15 protein-coding genes are annotated in these 17,591 nt (G+C 70.1%); 1 reads left to right on the top strand and 14 read right to left on the bottom strand.

Annotated features, from left to right (window positions below):
* Nucleotides 1-74: 74 nt before the first annotated feature.
* The 4 genes from CBM2588_RS20480 to CBM2588_RS20465 all read right to left on the bottom strand — a co-directional run bounded on the left by CBM2588_RS20480 (nucleotide 75) and on the right by CBM2588_RS20465 (nucleotide 3,566).
* A complete protein-coding gene (locus CBM2588_RS20480; protein ID WP_115682219.1) occupies nucleotides 75-806 on the bottom strand; it encodes an SDR family NAD(P)-dependent oxidoreductase in 732 nt (243 codons plus the stop codon).
* A gap of 191 nt (nucleotides 807-997) precedes the next feature.
* The gene (gene pcaF / locus CBM2588_RS20475; protein WP_115682218.1) at nucleotides 998-2,200 is read right to left on the bottom strand and encodes a 3-oxoadipyl-CoA thiolase; all 1,203 of its coding nucleotides are present in this window, start codon (nucleotides 2,198-2,200) and stop codon (nucleotides 998-1,000) included.
* A gap of 42 nt (nucleotides 2,201-2,242) precedes the next feature.
* Entirely contained in the window at nucleotides 2,243-2,881 is a 639-nt protein-coding gene (locus CBM2588_RS20470; protein WP_115682217.1) for a 3-oxoacid CoA-transferase subunit B, read from the bottom strand.
* Between the two features lie 22 nt (nucleotides 2,882-2,903).
* A complete protein-coding gene (locus CBM2588_RS20465; protein ID WP_172583642.1) occupies nucleotides 2,904-3,566 on the bottom strand; it encodes a 3-oxoacid CoA-transferase subunit A in 663 nt (220 codons plus the stop codon).
* 526 nt (nucleotides 3,567-4,092) lie between these two features.
* Between CBM2588_RS20465 and CBM2588_RS20460 the strand changes: the two genes are divergently transcribed.
* A complete protein-coding gene (locus CBM2588_RS20460; protein ID WP_115682215.1) occupies nucleotides 4,093-4,311 on the top strand; it encodes a hypothetical protein in 219 nt (72 codons plus the stop codon).
* Between the two features lie 16 nt (nucleotides 4,312-4,327).
* Here the strand turns inward: CBM2588_RS20460 and CBM2588_RS20455 are convergent, their stop codons facing one another.
* The 10 genes from CBM2588_RS20455 to CBM2588_RS20410 form a co-directional block, all read right to left on the bottom strand.
* Entirely contained in the window at nucleotides 4,328-7,390 is a 3,063-nt protein-coding gene (locus tag CBM2588_RS20455) for an AAA family ATPase (protein WP_115682214.1), read from the bottom strand.
* Nucleotides 7,387-8,535, bottom strand: a complete 1,149-nt coding sequence (locus CBM2588_RS20450; RefSeq protein WP_115682213.1) for an exonuclease SbcCD subunit D — start codon at nucleotides 8,533-8,535, stop codon at nucleotides 7,387-7,389. The genes CBM2588_RS20455 and CBM2588_RS20450 overlap by 4 nt, the downstream gene beginning before the upstream one ends.
* A 118-nt stretch (nucleotides 8,536-8,653) precedes the next feature.
* Complete coding sequence (locus CBM2588_RS20445) at nucleotides 8,654-10,018, bottom strand: sigma 54-interacting transcriptional regulator (RefSeq protein WP_115682212.1); 1,365 nt, start codon at nucleotides 10,016-10,018, stop codon at nucleotides 8,654-8,656.
* A gap of 38 nt (nucleotides 10,019-10,056) precedes the next feature.
* Nucleotides 10,057-11,748, bottom strand: a complete 1,692-nt coding sequence (locus CBM2588_RS20440; protein WP_115682211.1) for a TadG family pilus assembly protein — start codon at nucleotides 11,746-11,748, stop codon at nucleotides 10,057-10,059.
* A complete protein-coding gene (locus CBM2588_RS20435; protein ID WP_115682210.1) occupies nucleotides 11,745-12,110 on the bottom strand; it encodes a DUF3613 domain-containing protein in 366 nt (121 codons plus the stop codon). The genes CBM2588_RS20440 and CBM2588_RS20435 overlap by 4 nt, the downstream gene beginning before the upstream one ends.
* Nucleotides 12,107-12,952: a pilus assembly protein TadD gene (locus tag CBM2588_RS20430; protein ID WP_115682209.1), complete on the bottom strand. Its 846-nt coding sequence runs from the start codon at nucleotides 12,950-12,952 to the stop codon at nucleotides 12,107-12,109. Before CBM2588_RS20430 ends, CBM2588_RS20435 begins: the two co-directional genes overlap by 4 nt.
* Nucleotides 12,949-14,025: a type II secretion system F family protein gene (locus CBM2588_RS20425; protein ID WP_115682208.1), complete on the bottom strand. Its 1,077-nt coding sequence runs from the start codon at nucleotides 14,023-14,025 to the stop codon at nucleotides 12,949-12,951. Before CBM2588_RS20425 ends, CBM2588_RS20430 begins: the two co-directional genes overlap by 4 nt.
* A gap of 22 nt (nucleotides 14,026-14,047) precedes the next feature.
* A complete protein-coding gene (locus CBM2588_RS20420; protein ID WP_115682207.1) occupies nucleotides 14,048-14,974 on the bottom strand; it encodes a type II secretion system F family protein in 927 nt (308 codons plus the stop codon).
* Nucleotides 14,967-16,283, bottom strand: a complete 1,317-nt coding sequence (locus tag CBM2588_RS20415; RefSeq protein WP_115682206.1) for a CpaF family protein — start codon at nucleotides 16,281-16,283, stop codon at nucleotides 14,967-14,969. Before CBM2588_RS20415 ends, CBM2588_RS20420 begins: the two co-directional genes overlap by 8 nt.
* Nucleotide 16,284: 1 nt before the next feature.
* Nucleotides 16,285-17,544 carry an AAA family ATPase gene (locus CBM2588_RS20410; protein ID WP_115682205.1) on the bottom strand — a complete coding sequence of 420 codons (1,260 nt, stop codon included), beginning with the start codon at nucleotides 17,542-17,544 and terminating at the stop codon, nucleotides 16,285-16,287.
* Nucleotides 17,545-17,591: the final 47 nt, after the last annotated feature.

The raw sequence follows: 17,591 nt of genomic DNA, 5'->3' as shown, positions 1-17,591 counted from the left end.
ATGGGCCGCCATGCGTGACGCTTGGTTAACGTCTCTTCTTGTTGAATGCTTGAGTCGCGCAGGCGCGACGGTCCTTACACCGGCGCAACGCCCAGCGTGGTGCCGCCGCACACGTACATCACCTGGCCGGTGACGAAGCCGTTGTCGGGCGACAGGAAGAACAGCGCGGCGCGTGCCACGTCTTCCGGGGTGCCCATGCGCTTGACGGTGATGCTGGCAAGGATGCGCCTGGTTTGCTCCGCGCCTTCGGGATTGCTTTGGCGGAACAGCTCGGTGGCGATCGGGCCCGGGGCCACGGCGTTGACGGTAATGCCGTCGCCGCCCAGTTCCATCGCCAGCGTGCGGGTCATGCCGATCAGGCCGGCCTTGGTGGCCGAGTACACCACGCGCTCCGGCTTGCCCAGCGCGGCGCGCGAGGCCATGTTGACGATGCGGCCGAAACCCGCGGCGCGCATCGCGGGCAGGCAGGCTTGCAGCAGCAGCAGCGGGGCTTGCAGGTGCAGGCCGGTGACGTAGTCCAGGTCGGCAACGGTGGCGCTGTCGGCGGTGCCGGGGCGGGTGGCGCCGGCATTGTTCACCAGGCGCGTGACCGCAAAGCGCGACGTGACCTGCTCCGCCACGGCGCGGGTCGCCTCGGCATCGGTCAGGTCGGCCTGGAAGAAGCTCAGGTTGGGATGCGACCACGCCGGCGCGGCGTAATCGACATTGACCACCTGGGTCACGCCATCGGCCAGCAGCATTTCACAGATGGCGCGGCCGATGCCGGAACTGCCGCCGGTGACGAGGGTGGCTACGGGGAGGGACATCTTTGACTCACTCAATAAAAACTACCGCTGTCCTGCTCCCTCTCCCGCTTGGGGGAGAGGGTTGGGGAGAGGGCGGGAGCCGCCACGGAGTGCAGGCTTGTCGTGCTTGACATGCGCCTGCCCTCTCCCCCGACCCCTCTCCCGCAAGCGGGAGAGGGGAGACAACACTCAGCAATTCACAACCGCCGCGCTCAAACGCGCTCGATCACCATCGCGATACCCTGGCCCACGCCGATGCACATCGTGCACAGCGCGAAGCGGCCGCCGGTGCGGTGCAGCTGGTACATCGCGGTGGTCACCAGGCGCGCGCCGCTCATGCCGAGCGGGTGGCCAAGCGCGATCGCGCCGCCGTTGGGGTTGACGCGCTGGTCGTCGTCGGCGATGCCCAGTTCACGCAGCACGGCCAGGCCTTGCGCGGCAAACGCTTCGTTCAGCTCGATCACGTCGATCTGGTCCAGCGTCATGCCCAGTTGCTTCATCAGCTTCTGCGTGGCCGGCGCCGGGCCGATGCCCATCACGCGCGGCGCCACGCCGGCGGTGGCCATGCCGACGATGCGCGCACGCGGTGTCAGGCCGTGTTGCTTGATCCCGGCTTCGCTCGCCAGCAGGATCGCGCAGGCGCCATCGTTCACGCCCGAGGCATTGCCGGCGGTGACGGTGCCGTCAGGACGGACCACGCCGCGCAGCTTGGCCAGCGCTTCCATGCTGGTGGCGCGCGGGTGTTCGTCGCGTTCGACCACGATGGCATCGCCCTTCTTCTGCGGGATCGTGACCGCGGTGATTTCCTGTGCGAGCGTGCCGTCGGCCTGCGCGCGCGAGGCCTTTTCCTGGCTGCGCAGCGCCATCAGGTCCTGGTCTTCGCGGCTGATCTTGTAGTCGGTGGCGACGTTCTCGGCGGTCTCGGGCATCGAGTCCACGCCGTAGGCGGCGCGCATGGCCGGGTTGATGAAGCGCCAGCCGATGGTGGTGTCGAAGATCTGCGCATCGCGCGAGAACGCGCTGGTGGCCTTGCCCATCACGAACGGGGCGCGGCTCATGCTTTCCACGCCGCCGGCGATCATCAGGTTGGCCTCGCCCGCCTTGATCGCGCGCGCGGCGGTGCCGGTGGCGTCCATGCCGGATCCGCACAGGCGGTTGATGGTGGCACCCGGCACGTCCTGCGGCAGGCCCGCCAGCAGCGACGACATGCGCGCCACGTTGCGGTTGTCTTCGCCGGCCTGGTTGGCATTGCCGTAGATCACGTCGTCGATGGCCTTCCAGTCGACGTTGGCGTTGCGCGCCATCAGCGCCTTCAGCGGCACCGCGCCGAGGTCGTCCGCGCGCACCGCGGACAGGCTGCCGCCGTAGCGGCCGATGGGGGTGCGGATGGCGTCGCAGATAAAGGCTTCGGTCATGGTGCGTCTCTCTCTCTTTGTGATGGATGTCGATGCCGGCGCTCAGGCCTGCTTCAGGGGCACGCCGGTCAGGCGCTGCAGTTCGTCAAAGCCCAGGCCTTCCACCAGGTCGCGGGCGACCAGCCCGTCGGGGGTCACGTCGATGGTGGCAAGGTCAGTGTAGATGCGCGTCACGCAGCCGATGCCGGTCAGCGGATAGGTGCATTGCGGCACGATCTTGCTTTCGCCCTGCTTGGTCAGGTGCTCCATCATCACGAACACCTGCTTGGCGCCGATCGCCAGGTCCATCGCGCCGCCCACGGCGGGGATGGCGCCCGGTGCGCCGGTGTGCCAGTTGGCCAGGTCGCCCTGCTGCGACACCTGGAACGCGCCCAGCACGCAGAAGTCGAGATGGCCGCCGCGCATCATCGCGAACGAATCGGCATGGTGGAAGTACGAGCCGCCCGGCTTGATCGTCACCGGCTGCTTGCCGGCATTGATCAGGTCGCCGTCCTCTTCACCGGCGGCGGGCGCGGGGCCCATGCCGAGCAGGCCGTTCTCGCTGTGCAGCAGGATTTCCTTGTCGGCCGGCAGGTGGTTGCCGACCAGGGTGGGCAGGCCGATGCCGAGGTTGACCACGGCACCGTCGGGAATGTCTTTGGCCACGCGGGCGGCCATCTGATCGCGGGTCAGGCGTTGCATGCTGTTTCTCCTGTATTCGCGCTCAGGCGACCTTGACGACACGCTTGACGAACAGGCCCGGCGTGATGATGTGCTCGGGGTCCATCTCGCCCAGCTCGACCACGCGGCTGACCTGCACGATGGCGCATTTGGCGGCCATCGCCATGATCGGGCCGAAGTTGCGCGCGGTCTTGCGGTAGGTCAGGTTGCCCCAGCGGTCGGCGGTATCGGCCTTGATCAGTGCAAAGTCGGCGTGGATCGGGGTTTCGAACACATAGCCCTGGCCGTCGATGATGCGCGTTTCCTTGCCCTCGGCCAGCGGCGTGCCGTAGGCGGTGCGGGTGAAGAAGCCGCCGATGCCGGCCCCGGCGGCGCGGATGCGCTCGGCCAGGTTGCCCTGTGGCACCAGCTCCAGCTCGATCTCGCCGGCGTGGTAGAGCGAATCGAACACGTAGGAATCCGCCTGGCGCGGGAACGAGCAGATGATCTTGCGCACGCGCTTGGTCTTGAGCAGCGCGGCCAGCCCGGTGTCGCCGTTGCCGGCGTTGTTGTTGACGATGGTGAGGTCGCGCGCGCCCTGCGCGATCAGCGCGTCGATCAGTTCCGCGGGCATGCCTGCCAGGCCGAAGCCGCCGGTCAGGATGGTGGCGCCGTCGTGGATGCCGGCAACCGCCGCTTCCACCGAGTCGTATAGCTTGTTGATCACTTGCGTTCCAGGTCGGAAGATCCGCCAGGCTACCGGAGCGGGCCGCAAGCCGCGGCGCATGAAAGACGGTCTCCGGTAATCCTGCCGGAAGGATGTTCGTTGCGGCGGGCGGTCTTGGCCGCCCGGTGAACGAGTCCAGCAGTCTGCGCGTGCTCTGCATCGGTCGAAGTGGACCAGGCACTCGTCGCTCGAACCTACGGATAGACCGGGGATAAATCCGGGACAAACCGAGATGTTCGATATACGAACTCGAATTCGCAGAATGAACAGGTTACACCTGGCCGTCGGCGACGGTCAAGCCGACCGGGCGGTCGGCCAACCAGTTTGTGCGATCAGCGCGCAAGGTGATGCAGACACCCTCTATGTAGGACTGAGCCGACATCACAATCGGCTCGCACGGGATAGGGCGCAACGCCAGCCGGGCCTATCGTTGAAGCAGAACAAGGCAGCGCCGCACAGCAGCCTCCGGACCACCCGGCTGAGCCGGCCTCGCCTGGCAACACACAAGAACGAGGAGCCCGTCACCATGGCCACCGCCAACGTCCCGTTTTCTTCCACGCCCCATGCAGCAGCGCTCGCGCGCATCCTGCATGTCACCCGCAGTGCCTGGGCAATGGATCGTCACCCCGCCACACCGACTTCCGCGCCGCCGCTGTCGCGCCGCGCGCGCCTGGCCCGTTCGGCTGCGCGCGCCTTCGAGGCGCAGGTGATGGCGATCCGCTGCCGCCAGGCCGTCGTCGCCTGATCCTGCCCTTCCCCGTCTAGGCCGCCACCGGCACACCGGTCAGCAGCACGCGGCTGCCGCCCGTGCCGGGCCGCACCTCCAGCCGCACGTCGATGCGCTCGCGCAACTCCGTGACGTGCGAAATGATCCCGACCAGGCGCCCGGCCTGCTGTAAATCGAGCAGCGTGCGCAGGGCAAAGTCGAGGCTTTCTGGATCGAGCGTGCCGAAGCCTTCGTCGACGAACAGCGTGTCGAGCTGGATGCCGCCCGCGCGCGACTGCACCACGTCGGCCAGGCCCAGCGCCAGCGACAACGACGCGAGGAAACCTTCGCCGCCTGACAGCGTATTGGCCGGGCGCGCCGCGCCGGTATCGTGGTCGAACACTTCGATATCGAGCCCGCCCGCGCTGCGCTGGTCGGCCTGCTCGCGCACGCGCTGCAGCACATAGCGGCCGCGGCTCATCGCCAGCAGTCGCATCGACGCGGCCTCCAGCACCTCGTCGAGGAGCGTGGCCAGCACGAAGCGCTGGAACGTCATGCGGCGCGGGTTGTTGCCGTTGGCCACTTCGGCCAGCCGGCCGAGCACGGCAAAGCGGGCTTCGATGTCGCGGCCTGCCTGGTCCAGCTGCTGCAGCCGCTGCTGGCATTGCAGCAGCGCGTCGCGGGAACGGCCGCGTTCAGCCTGCTGCCGCACCAGGTCCTCCACCGTCGTCGCCGCAGCGCCGAGTGCCGCGCGCAGGCCGTCCAGATCGGGCGCATCGAGCGCTCGCGCGGCAGCTTCCGCGCGCTCGCGCCGGTCGGCGGCGGCCGCCAGCTGGCTATCGAACGTGCGCAGCGTGGCGTCCAGCGCTTGCATCGCGTCATCATCCAGGCAGGCATCGGCGTGCGCCCGCGCATCGGCAAAGCCCTGCTGCGCGAGCGCCTGCGCCAATGCCGCTTCGGCGTTGGCCAGGCGTTCAGTGATCTGCGCGTGCGCCTGCCGTGCCGACACCAGCGCGGCCTGCGCACCCGCATCTTCCGCGGCAGCCTGGCGCTCTGCCGCCTGCGCCGCGGCCAGCGCCTGCTCCAGACCTGCCAGCGCGGCCTGCGCCTGACGCAGTGCCTCGGCCAGGGCCACCGGATCGCGCGAATCTTCAGGAACCTGCGCGCTCTCGGCCTGCCACTCGCCGCGGCAATGCGCCAATGCCTGCGCGGCGGCATCGGCCGCAACCACGGCATCGCGGTGCACGGCTTCGGCGCTGTCGCGCGCCGCGCGCGACGTCGCGATCGCGGCTTCGCGTTGCGCCAGGCTTGCCGAAGCCTGCCGCTGCTGCGCCAGCGCCGCTTGCTGCGCTTCGATGTCAGCGCTGACGCCGGCGGCCGCTGCCGCGCTGGCATCGCCCAGTGCCGCGGCCAGTTCTTCCAGCCGCTCGCGTGCCTGGGCGATCGCCAGTTGCGCGGCCTGGTGCTGGCCGGCGCAGCGCACCGCTTCGGATTCCGCTTCCAGCAGTGCCTGGCGCGCGGCCTCCAGCGCCAGGTCCGACAGCGGCTGCGCTACCTGCCGTGCCGGCTCGGGATGCGCGGTGCTGCCGCACACCGGGCAGGCATCGCCTGACGCCAGCGTCTGCGCCAGGCGCGCGGCCTGGCCAGCGCGCCACGCGGCTTCGGCGTCGGCCAGCGCGGTGCGGCAGCGGTCGCGGTGATGCAGCGCCTGCTGTTCGGCCTGCGCATGCCCGGCGGCCTGCGCATTCGAGGCGTCCAGCGAACGCGCCGCCTGCCGGTACCGTTCGAATTGCCGCGCGCGCTCCTGCAGCGCGGCCAGCTGCAAGGCGGTCGCCTGTGCCTGCGCCGCGGCAAGCTGCGCCTGTCCCAGTGCCGATTCAGCGGTCACGGCGGCGGCGCGGCATGTCTCGACTTGCGCCAAGGCGCGATCGCGTGCGGTGGCAGCAGTGACCTGCCTGGCTTCGGCCTCGAGCAAGGCGCGCTGCAACGCCCCCAGCCGCTGCGCGCGCGGCAGCATCGCTTCCAGCTGCGTAACGCGGCGCTGCGCGGCCTGGCGGACTTCGGCCTGCTGCACTTGCGCCTGCAAGGCCGCGGCGGCCTGTGTGGCCCGATGCCCGGCGCGGGCCGCTTGCTCGGTCGCCTGCGCCAATGCCGCGGCGCCGGCAGCGTGATCGCGCTGCGCGGCCTGTGCGGCCGCCACCGCCGGCATCACACGCGCGGCACGCTGCGCCGCCTGCAAGCGGCCGCGCTGTTCATCGATGGCGGCCTGCCGCGCCATCAGCGCCGCATGGGCGGCCTGCGCCTGCTGGCGCTCCTGCAGGCGCGCCGACACCTGCTCGCCGGCCGCGAGCGCGGCCTGCGCGGCGGCCTGCGCGGCGCGTGCGCCTTGCTCCTGGCCTTGCAGCGCCTGCAGCTCGGCCTGCATGGCCGCGATGCCGTCCGCCAACGCCTGTGCCGATTCCACGCCGGCCTGCCGCAACGCTTCGTCGCGCTGGATCGTAATGCGCTCGGCGTCGCGCCGGATGCCGGCGGCCTCGGTCTTCAGCAGCTCTTCCACGCGGTGGTACAGCTCGGTGCGGAACAGCCGCTCAAGGATGGCCTGCCGTGCCTGCGAACTGGCGGTCAGCAATTCGCGGAAGCGCCCCTGCGGCAGCACGATGACCTGGCGGAACTGCGCGCTGTCGAAACCCAGCAGCTCGCGCACGGCATCGCTGACCTTGCCAGGCTGGCTGGCCTTGCTGACCCAGCCATTGCCGTCGTGCAGGTCCAGCTGCGCCCTGGCCGGCTCGGTGACCCAGCCCTCGCCGCGCTGTTTGGGCCGCTCCTGCACGGGCGAGCGCACCACGCGCCAGCGCTGCGCGCCCAGGCTGAAGGTCAGCGTCACCTCGGTGCGCAAGCCCGCTGCCGCATTGGCGCTGCGCATGGCCTGCGCGCTGCGCTCGCCGCCGGAGGTGTCGCCGTACAGCGCAAAGCAGATGGCATCGAGCAGCGTGGTCTTGCCCGCACCGGTGGGGCCATGGATCAGCACGAAGGCCTGCTCGCCCAGCCGCGTGAAATCGATCTCCTCGGTCGCGGCAAAGGGGCCGAACGCCTGCAGCGTCAGATGCAGCGGTCTCATGCCGACTCCCGTTCCGACGCGGCGATGCCCGCCAGCACCTGGTCGAGCGCGGCGCGCTGGTCCGGGTCCAGCTCGGCATCGGCCACCTCGCGGAAGAAACTGGCGAACAGCTCGCCGGTGCCCAACTGGCGCAGCTTGCGGCCCGCCTCCGACGCCATGCCGGTGCGCGCCAGCACGGTGCGCTCGATCGCAAGCGCGTTGGGATAGACCTGGCGCAACCGCGCCATCGGGTCCAGCAGCGCGCCGGTGTCGGTCAGGCGCGCGTGGATGTAGTCATCGCGCTGCGGATCGTCGGTGCCGGCGGTCAGCAACTGTGCCAGCTCGCCCTCCAGCACGCGCACGTCGCGCAGCGGCTGCAGCGTCAGCGGCGTGATGGCGACGGTCCCGTCCGCGTCCAGTTCGATGCGCGATACCGACTTCTGGTGCGCGCATTCCGACAGCGAGTATTTCAGCAGCGAGCCTGCATAGTGGATGCGTCCGCCGCCCAGCGTCTGCGGCCGGTGCAGGTGGCCCAGCGCGACCAGGTCGAAGCCGGCGAACAGTTCCGCCGCCACGGCACCGCTGCCGCCCACCGACAGCGGCCGTTCCGATTCGCTGGCCGCGCCGCCCACCACGAAGGCATGGCCCACCACCACCGCGCGCACGCCCGCCGGATGCACCGCGCGGATGGCATCGAGCTGCGCGCGCAAGGCGGCTTCATGCGACGGCATGTCGGTGCCGACCGCATCGCGCACCACGGCGGGTTCGGCATACGGCAGCGCATAGACGCGGACTTCGCCGTGCGCATCATGCAGGCTCACGCAAGTGGCCTCGGGCAGCGTGCGGCCAGCCACATGCAGCCCCTGCGCGCGCATCAGGCGCGCGCCGAATTCCAGCCGCTGCGCGCTGTCGTGGTTGCCCGCGATCATCACTACCGGCACGCCGGCATCGACCACGATGCGGCCGAGCACGTCGTCGAGCAAGGCCACCGCCTCGGGCGGCGGCACGGCGCGGTCATAGACGTCGCCGGCAATCAGCACCGCATCCGGGCGCTCGTTGCGGACCAGTTCGACAAACTGGTCGAGGAGATGGGCCTGGTCTTCCAGCAGGCTGCGCGCATGGAAGAGGCGGCCGAGATGCCAGTCGGCGGTGTGAAGGAAACGCAATCCGGGGTCCGTTGAAGAATCGGCGAAACCCGCATCATAATGCGTCGCAGGCCGTCTTCCCTGGCGTGGCACGCGCAACAGCGGGCGATGCGCGGGCTACGTTGGCGCTGACCGGCGCTCAGACCGGCTCGGCCTCGCTGTCGGCGATCTGGTACTTGCGCATCTTCTCCCACAGCACCTTGCGGCTGATGCCCAGGCTGGCCGCCGTGTCCTGCCGCCGCCAGCCGTTGGCGTCGAGCGCGGCCAGGATGCGGCGGCGTTCTTCCATGTCGCCGCGCAGGTCGGCGCGCTCGCCGCCATCGAACGCGCCGGGGTGCAGCGCGCGGAACAGCGGCCGGATGCGCTCCTCGTCCCAATGCCCGGTCTGCTGCACGGTGATGCCGACGCGCTCGGCCAGGTTGCGCAGTTCGCGCACGTTGCCGGTGAAGTAGGCGGTGCCGACCGCGCCCTTGAGCCAGTCCGGCATCGGCGGCAAGGCGTCATAGCCGGAGGCGCCCAGCATATGGCGCAGGAACGACTGCAGCAGCGCCACCTTGTCGGCCGGGCCGCGCTCTTCCAGGCTGGGGATGCGCATTTCGATCACCGCCAGGCGGAAGAACAGGTCGGCGCGGAAGCGCCCCTGCCGCACGGCGTCGCGCAGGTCCTTGTTGGTCGCGGCCACCAGCCGGAAGTCCAGCTTGACCGCCAGCGTCGAGCCCAGCCGGGTGATCACGTTCTCTTCCAGCACGCGCAGCAGCTTGACCTGCTGGAACAGCGGCAGGTCGCCGATCTCGTCGAGAAACAGCGTGCCGCCGTTGGCCTGCTCGAAGTAGCCGCGATGCGCGAACGATGCCCCGGTAAACGCGCCCTTGGCATGGCCGAAGAACTGCGACTCGAACAGCCCGTCGGGAATCGCGCCGCAGTTGACCGCGACGAACGGGCCCTTGCCGTAGGTGGTGTTGCGCTCATGGAACAGGCGCGCGATGCGCTCCTTGCCCGCGCCGGTCTCGCCGTACAGCATCACGTTGCTGCCGAAGTCGGCAAAGGTTTCCACGTGCTGCAGCAGCTGGCGCATCGCCGCCGAGCCGGCCACCAGGTCGGCCTCGCGCTCGCCGGTGGCCTCGGTGGCGAGCAGCTGCGGCAGCAGCTTGCCGATCTGGCCGCGCAGGTCGGCGCCGGTAAAGTCATCGGCAAGGATATGCGCGTACTCCGGCGGAAAGCGTCCGGGATCGGTTTCACGCCCCGGCCCCGCCACCCAGATCACCGGCATGCCATGTGCGGCTTCCCAGTCCAGCGAAAAGCGCGCGGCGCCGATCACCGACACGCTGATCACCGCGATGCACGGCTTCAGGCGCGGCTCGGCAGGCACGGCCTCGAGCGCGCCGGCGCGGATCACGTCCACGCCCAGGGGCGCCAGGAAACGCGTGACACGGTCGGCAATCTCGTACTTGCCTTCCCACACGTAGACTTCAAGGTTTTCGTAGGCCCAGCGGTCTGTCTTCATTCTGTTTCTGCCATCAGGCGGTTTGGCGCGATCATGGCTCAGTACACCAGTTCAGCGTTGTTGCAATCGATGCTGTGGACCCAGAGGTCGCTGTTGCCAAGCTGGATGCCCAGGCTGTTGAGCAGCGGCGGGACCAGCGCGTCGAGCGTAGCCCCCAGCGGCGCCAGCAACGGGCCAATATCCAGGGGCAAGCTGAGGATCCCCAGCAACTTGGTCCGTATCTTCAGCGACAGCACCTGCGAGAACAATCCGCCGAACGGATCTGCCATACCCACTTGCGCATGGCCGCCCGGCGCCAGGGTGACTTCCTGGGCGACGGTGTTGCCATGACGCGGCACATCGGTGGCAACAACCTGGGCGATGTCTCCCAGCACTCCCACCTTGACCTCGCCAAGCACCACCTCGCCGCCCGTGCAGCCGTCGGTCAGGCACGCCGTGGCCAGGCCGCTCTTCACCTGCATCGTGGCCCGACGATCCGCGGGATTGGCCGCGCATTGAAGCCGGGCAAGGTCGGCCGTGGCGTTGGCGACGTCAAGAAAGAGCGGCACGTTCAGATCGGCGTCGATTACCGGCTTCAGGATGTCTGCCTTGATCTGGAGCGCCAGCGTCAGCCTGAGCTGCGAGGAGGTGGCGCTGGTCTGCCAGGTGTCGGGCTTGCTGGACAGCTGCCGCGCCGGACCGGCCGCTGTGACCGGCGGCTCGATCACGCGCAGGTTGGCGCTGATGCCGCCCAGGCCAAACGGTAGCTTCGGAATGTTCAGCGGCAGCGCGACCGCGGTGTCGCCGCGTGCGACTTGCGCGCCGGCGAGCAGCAACTGCGCGACATTCAGGCCCACTTCCACCGCCGACGATGCCGCGGGTGCCATCAGGCCCAGGTCGAGCAGCCTTGCCAGCGACACCGACGCGGCCGCTCCGCTCGCGCCCAGCGTGGTAGGCGGGCTGCCCAGCATGGTGTTGAGCAGCGTGTCGCGCCCGGCCGCGCCGAGCACAAGCGCATAGAAATCGCGCAGGTTCAGCGACGCATTCAGCAGTTGTTCCACGGTGCCGACGTCCGCCTCCAGCCGCAGCTGGTCCAGCGTCACCGTGGTATTGACCAGTCCCTGCCAATCCGCCAACGACAGGTTCACCGCATTGCCCAGCAGCACGCTCAGCATGCTGTTGGCGGTCGAGACGTCCAGCAAACCCGTGCCCAGTGAAAACGCCGCCACCGGCGGGCTGCCGCTCGCAATCGATTCCGCGAACAGCTGCCTGCCGCTGCCGCCGCTGAACACGAACAGGATCGGCACCGTCTGCGTGGCCTGCACGCGCACGGCATTGGGCGAGACCGTGGCGGCGTTGTACACGGCGCTGAAATGCCGCGGGCCGGCGGTTGCCGGATCCCATACGCCGACACAGGCTGTCATTGCATCCGCGCCACCCCCGGCCGCCTGCGCGCAGCCCATGGCAATGCCCGACGGATAGCCGTTCTTCGCGCCGATATTGCTGACCGTTCCCAGCACGGCGGCATTGAGATTGGCCGCGCTGTCCGCCCGCTTGAGCTGCTGCGCCGCCGACATCGCCGCCAGGTCCACCATGTTCTGCAGCTGCCGCTGGCGCATGAACACATGGCCGACGTCGATCGACACCAGCGCGGCGATTGCGACGGTGGCGATCAGCACCGCCGCCATCACGCTGACGGCGCCACGTGCAGAGCGACGGGTGCGGGGCACCGGCGGCTGGCGCAGGCTCATTTTCCGCCCAGCATCTGCCCGGCCGAGCCGGCGCGCGTGGTGCTGGCGTTGGCCTGGCCGGTGTAGAACTCGGGCAGCGCGAAGCGGAAGCTGTTCAGGTAGCGCTCATAGCCCAGCGCGGCCTGTTCGCCGTGCATCGGCAACATCGGCCCGGCCTGCGTGCCCTCGCGCTGGATCGCCAGGATCGCGCGCGTGTCGGCGCCGATCTCGTGCTGCGCGGACCGCGCCGGCGGCATGTCGGCGGCGGCCGCTTCGGTCATCGCGGCGTCGCCCTGCGCGTGCGCCAGCGGGGCCAGCGCCCCCAGGCCGAGCGCCACGCATGCGGCGCGCTTTTGGATGGCAACGAGAAGATTGGCTGTCATGGTGTAGCGCCGGCTTGCGCGGCGATGGCGATTGGCTTGGCCACGACCGCCACGGCGGCGGGCGCGGATGTCGGCCTGGGCTGCGCCTGGCGTGCCGACGCGCGGTCGCGCGCGGCGGCGGCGCGGGCGATGCGGTCGGCTTCCTTGCGGATCGCGCCGCGGGTGGGCTCGGGCAACGCGGCCTTCTGCATCATGGCGTTGGCCTGGGCGCGCTTGCCATCGGCCATCAGCCAGACCACCGCATTGCTGATCACGCGCGGATTGCGCGCATCCAGCTCCAGCGCCTGCATCACCGGCACGCGTGCTTCCTGCAGCGCGCCGGCGCGCATCAGCGCATAGCCCAGGTCGCTGGCAATGCGCGCGTTGACCGGATCCAGCGCGGCGGCGGCGCGCAACTCCGTGACTGCGCGCGCAAAGTCGTCCTGCCGCCCCGCCAGCAGTCCGAGCCCGTGATGCGCGTGCGCGGCCTCCGCCCCCCTGGCGGTGGCGGCCAACTGCTGGTACGCCTCGATGGCAGCCTGGTCCTGTCCGGTTTCGCGCAGCGCATCGGCGCGCATCACCTGGATCTCCGGACCCGCGCCGAAGCGCTGCACATAGACCTCGATATGCGCGAGCGACGCAAAGTAGAGCCCGTCCTGCTGCATCTTGCGGATCAGGCCCAGGTAGACCGCCTGTTCGCTGTATTCCGCGCGCGCGGTCTTGTCGCGCAACCTGGCCAGTTCCACCTGGGCCTCGGCCTGCTCGTGCATGGCCGAGGCGCCGTTGTTGCCGGCGGCGCAGCCGGACAGCGCGGCCACCAGCACACACGCCGCCGCGGCCGGGCGCGCCATGAAACCCATCATCGCGTTCCTCCCATGTTTGCCAGCATGCGGATCACCCCGAGAAAGCCAGGGCCCGCGGTCAGGATCAGCAGCACCGGCAACAGGCTGACCACCATCACCGCGGTCATCTTGACCGTGAGGCGGCCGATCTCGTCCTTCATGCGCGACTTGCGCGCCTCCTGCATGCGCAGCCCGAACTGGCGCAGCGGCTCCTGCACCGCGCCGCCATGCTTGTCGACCTGCGTCAGCAGCGTGATCAGGCTCTTCAGGTCTTCGCTGTCGAACAGCCGGCCGATGCGCAGCAGGGTCTGCTCGCGCGAGCGGCCCGATGCGAACTGCTGGTTGGCCCGTGCCAGCTCCGGCCCCAGCACGCGCAGCATGCTGCCGAACTCGGCCACGATCACCTGCAGGCTCTGGTCGATCGACAAACCCACGCCCTGCAGCAGCCGCAGCATGTCGATCAGCACCGGCAGCTCGTCGTCGACCATGCGCAGGCGCTCGGCGGCGCGCCGGCGCAGGTACCACTTGGGCGCCAGGTAGGCCACGGCGAAGGTGCCGAAGCCCCATGCCACCACCATGAAGGCACTGGCGCCGAGATGCCACAGCATCGCCAGCACCGACAAGGCCAGCGGCAGGCCCAGCCGCAGCACGCCGAACAGCACGCGCGCCTGCAGGCCATACCAGCCGCATTGCTCCAGCAGTTGCTGGTCTTCCGGCGTCACCACCGCGCGACCGAGGCGCGATTCCAGCCAGTGGGCATCGAAGCGCTCGCCCACGCGCGCACCCAGCTGGGCGCCGAGCGCGGTGGCGACGCCGGACGCTGCCGCCGGGGTCGCGGCATGGGCCGCCGTACGCGCGCCCGCGGTACCCGGGACGCCGGGCACGGCCTGCACACGGGGTGCGGCTGCGGGCGCGGGCTGGGCGGCCTGCGCGTTCTGCGCGCCTTCCATTGCGCGCTGGCGCGCCAGCGCGGCGTCGATGGTGCGGGCCGAGAGCCGGCGCTGGCGCCAGTCGCGCAGCAGCGGCAATGCCAGTACGCCGAGGCCGCACGCGGCGACCAGCAGGCTCAGCGAGATCAGCGTCAGGCGGTCCATGGGGGCGATGTCATCGTTGCCGTCAGATCGACTTGGCCAGCCGGTACAGCATCAGCGCGCCGGCAACTTCCAGCGCCGCGGCCGACAGCAGCATGGTCTTGCCGGTGGGGTCTTTCCACATCATCAGGATGTAGCCCGCATTCAGCGTGAACAGGCCGCCCGCCACCACCAGCGGCAACAGGCCCAGCACCCAGGCCGACAGCCGGGTCTCGGCCGACAGTGCCATCAGCTCGCGCTGTGCCTGCTCGCGGTCGCGCATGAAGGTCGCGGTGCGCTCCATCACCACGTCGGCGCGGCCGCCGTAGCGCACCGACAAGCGCAGCACCGAAGCCACCAGCACCAGTTCCTCGACCTTGTAGGCGCGCCCCACCTGCAGCACCGCCTGGTCCAGCTCCTTGCCGGCGCGCTGCAGGTGGACGGCCTGCACCAGGCACTGGCGCAGCGGCGCCTCGGTATTGGCGATGGAGTTCTGGAACGCGGCCGGCACGCTGCTGCCGATGGTCATCAGCCGCACCACGCCATCCAGGAAACCGGGCAGCTGCGACAGCAGCTTCTTGTGCAGCCGTCGCACGCGGTGCCACGCCGCGCACGCCGTCACCGCAAGCGCGACGACCAGCGCCGACACCGCGCCCAGCCATTGCCCCGCGGCCGCGCCGGCCAGCGTGCACAGCACCAGCGGAGACAGCCACAGCAGCGCGGTGCGGCGGGTCGGCGCCAGGTCGGCACGCCGCAGGAAATCGTCCCAGCGCCGCCGCAGGTCGCGCGCCGGCAGCTGCAGCGACGGATCGGGCGCCTGCGTGTAGCGCATCCGGACCTGCTCGGTCTGCGCCTGCAGGAAGGCCTGCTGCTGTTCGCGGCGCGCACGTGCCTGCGCACTCGCGAGCAGCAGCAGCCCCAGGCCGGTGATGACCAGCGCGAGCGCGGCGAGCAGCAGCGTGGCGCTAGACATCGAAGCGGTCGTCCAGCATGAAGCCCGGGCCGCGCATGCGTGCGAGCTTGGGCGAGTGCGGCAGCAGGCCCAGCGAGAGCCAGCGGTCGGTCTCGGTGCCGTCGGGGTTCACGAACGGCTCATGCCGGTACAGCTCCTGGGTCGAGATGATGTTGTCGCCCAGGCCGGTGACCTCGGTGATCGAAACGATGCGGCGCTTGCCATTGGACAGCCGCGCGATCTGCACGATGAAGTCGATGGCATTGGCGATCTGGCGCCGCAGGCTCATCTCGCTGCCCTGGAAGCCGGCGAAGCCGGCCAGCATCTCCAGCCGGTACAGGCATTCGCGCGGGCTGCTGGCGTGGATGGTGCCCATCGAGCCGTCGTGGCCGGTGCTCATGGCCTGCAGCATCTCCAGCACCTCGCCGCCGCGCACTTCGCCCACGATGATGCGGTCCGGGCGCATGCGCAGGCTGTTGCGCAGCAGGTCGCGGATCGACACCACGCCGGTGCCCTCGAAGCCGCCGGGCCGGCTTTCCAGCCGCACCACGTGCGGATGGTTCAGCGCCAGCTCGGCGGTATCCTCGATGGTGATGACGCGCTCGGTGGGCGGCACGAAGGTGGCCAGCGCATTGAGCAGCGAGGTCTTGCCGGAACTGGTGCCGCCGCTCACCAGGATATTGCAGCGCGCCTGCACCGCGGCCTGCAGCAGGTCGCAGATCTCGGGGCTCATGGTGCCCAGCGCCTGCAGGTCGGCCGGCGTCATCGGGTCCTTGCGGAACTTGCGGATCGACACCACCGGCCCTTCCAGCGCCAGCGGCGGGATTACCACGTTGATGCGGCCGCCGTCGGGCAGGCGCGCGTCGACCATCGGGTTGGACTCGTCCAGGCGCCGGCCGATCGGCGCCAGGATGCGGCGCACGATGCGCAGCAGGTGGCCGCTGTCGGCAAAGCGCACCGGGATGCGCTCGAGCACGCCATGGCGCGACACGTACACGTCCAGATGGCCATTGACCAGGATGTCTTCGACCGCGGGATCGTTGAGCAGGTCCTCGATCGGGCCAAAGCCGGCCAGCTCCTTGGTCAGCGCCTCGGCGATCTGGCGCAGCTCGGCCTCGTTGATGGGAATGCGCCGCAGCCGCGTAAAGCTCTCCAGCTCCAGGTCGACGAAGCGCTGGATCGCGGTGCGCGACCAGCGGCCGAACTCGGCGCCCAGCTCTTCGATGCGCGTCAGCAGGTGCTCGTGCGCGGCTTCCTTGATGTTGTGGAACTCCTGCGACACCGGGAACGGCGCGGGGGTGTTGTCCGAGAATTCGATCGCTTGGGTCATGTCAGCTTCCAGTGCGTGCCGTGCGCGCGCCGCGCGCTACCAGCGCTGCGCGCAGCGCCCCGGGCAGTTTGTCCTTGAGCCGCGCCAGCAGCGTGGTGTCCCGGGCGGCGGCAGTGCGATAGCCCAGCCGAGCCAGCAGCTCGGTCAGCGCGCGCACATAGGGACAGTGGGGATCGTCATCGGCCAGCACCGCGCCGCGGTTCATCGCCAGCACCAGCGCCTCGCGGCTGTCCGGCAGCGTCGCCACCGACTCCACGCCCACGCGCCGCGCGATCTGCGCGGCATCGACGCCCAGGCGCGCATCGAAGCGCGACACCAGCAGGTGCAGGTCGTCGCGCTCGACTTCGCGCGCGCGCAGTTCATGCACCAGCTCCGCCGCCGACACGATCGCACCGACGCTCTGGTCCGTCACCAGTACCACGCTGTCGGCGGCCTTGACGATCTGCGCGGTGAACTCGGCATTGCCGAAGCCGCCCAGGTCGACGATCTGCAGGTCGAAGAACGCGCGCAGGCGCTCGAGCAGGCCGATCGCATCGGCGTACGAGATGTCGCGCAGCTCGCTCAGCGCGGCCGGCAGCGGCAGCACGCACACGCCGTTGGCGTGGCGCGTCAGCGCGGTCTGCACGAAGACCTGGTCGAAGCGGCGCAGGTTGCGCACCGCCTCGACGAAATGGAAACCCGGACTCAGGTTGAGGTAGAGCGCACCGTCGCGGGCCGGCAGGCCCAGGTCGGTCAGCAGCACTTCGGCGCGGGCATCGGTCTTGGCGTGGCGTGGCAGGTGGCGGCGCGCCGCCGCGGCCAGGTTGACCGCCAGGCTGGTCACGCCCACGCCGGCGCGCGCGCCCAGCAGCGCCACGATCTTGCCCTGGCGCGCGGCCTCGGCCGGGCGCACCTGCTCGCTCGGCACGGCCAGGCGCTTGACCACGGCCTCGGCCTCGACCGGCGCATCGCGCAGGTCGATGAAATCCTTTACGCCCGCGCGCAGCGCGGCCAGCATCACGCCGGGCTCGCCGGCCTGGCCCACGGCCACCAGCGGCAGGCCGGGGAAGAGCCGCTGCAGCTGCTCGGCCAGCCGCGCCGACGGCGCCGCGAGTTCCGCCGAGAAATGCAGGAACACCAGGCCCGGGCGCAGCTCGGAGACGCGCTCGATAAAGCCTTCGTGGGCGCCGCCATCGGCTACCAGCGTGCCGAGCGTGCCGATGACCTTGCCCAGCCAGTCCCTGACTTCGCCCTGCGTTGCGTGCAACAGAAAATAGTCCATCTCTCCGCCTCAAAGCTGTTGGCCATGCCAGCCGGCATGGCCGGCGG

It is taken from the genome of Cupriavidus taiwanensis (assembly GCF_900250075.1).
In the GTDB taxonomy this organism is placed as follows: domain Bacteria; phylum Pseudomonadota; class Gammaproteobacteria; order Burkholderiales; family Burkholderiaceae; genus Cupriavidus; species Cupriavidus taiwanensis_C.
This window is presented reverse-complemented; position numbering and strand designations above follow the sequence as displayed.

Bases quoted from the DNA above. Each gene is read 5' to 3' on its own strand.
- CBM2588_RS20480 (WP_115682219.1), bottom strand. From the start codon at position 806: ATGTCCCTCCCCGTAGCCACCCTCGTCACCGGCGGCAGTTCCGGCATC.
- pcaF (WP_115682218.1), bottom strand. From the start codon at position 2,200: ATGACCGAAGCCTTTATCTGCGACGCCATCCGCACCCCCATCGGCCGC.
- CBM2588_RS20470 (WP_115682217.1), bottom strand. From the start codon at position 2,881: ATGCAACGCCTGACCCGCGATCAGATGGCCGCCCGCGTGGCCAAAGAC.
- CBM2588_RS20460 (WP_115682215.1), top strand. From the start codon at position 4,093: ATGGCCACCGCCAACGTCCCGTTTTCTTCCACGCCCCATGCAGCAGCG.
- CBM2588_RS20455 (WP_115682214.1), bottom strand. From the start codon at position 7,390: ATGAGACCGCTGCATCTGACGCTGCAGGCGTTCGGCCCCTTTGCCGCG.
- CBM2588_RS20445 (WP_115682212.1), bottom strand. From the start codon at position 10,018: ATGAAGACAGACCGCTGGGCCTACGAAAACCTTGAAGTCTACGTGTGG.
- CBM2588_RS20440 (WP_115682211.1), bottom strand. From the start codon at position 11,748: ATGAGCCTGCGCCAGCCGCCGGTGCCCCGCACCCGTCGCTCTGCACGT.
- CBM2588_RS20435 (WP_115682210.1), bottom strand. From the start codon at position 12,110: ATGACAGCCAATCTTCTCGTTGCCATCCAAAAGCGCGCCGCATGCGTG.
- CBM2588_RS20430 (WP_115682209.1), bottom strand. From the start codon at position 12,952: ATGATGGGTTTCATGGCGCGCCCGGCCGCGGCGGCGTGTGTGCTGGTG.
- CBM2588_RS20425 (WP_115682208.1), bottom strand. From the start codon at position 14,025: ATGGACCGCCTGACGCTGATCTCGCTGAGCCTGCTGGTCGCCGCGTGC.
- CBM2588_RS20420 (WP_115682207.1), bottom strand. From the start codon at position 14,974: ATGTCTAGCGCCACGCTGCTGCTCGCCGCGCTCGCGCTGGTCATCACC.
- CBM2588_RS20415 (WP_115682206.1), bottom strand. From the start codon at position 16,283: ATGACCCAAGCGATCGAATTCTCGGACAACACCCCCGCGCCGTTCCCG.
- CBM2588_RS20410 (WP_115682205.1), bottom strand. From the start codon at position 17,544: ATGGACTATTTTCTGTTGCACGCAACGCAGGGCGAAGTCAGGGACTGG.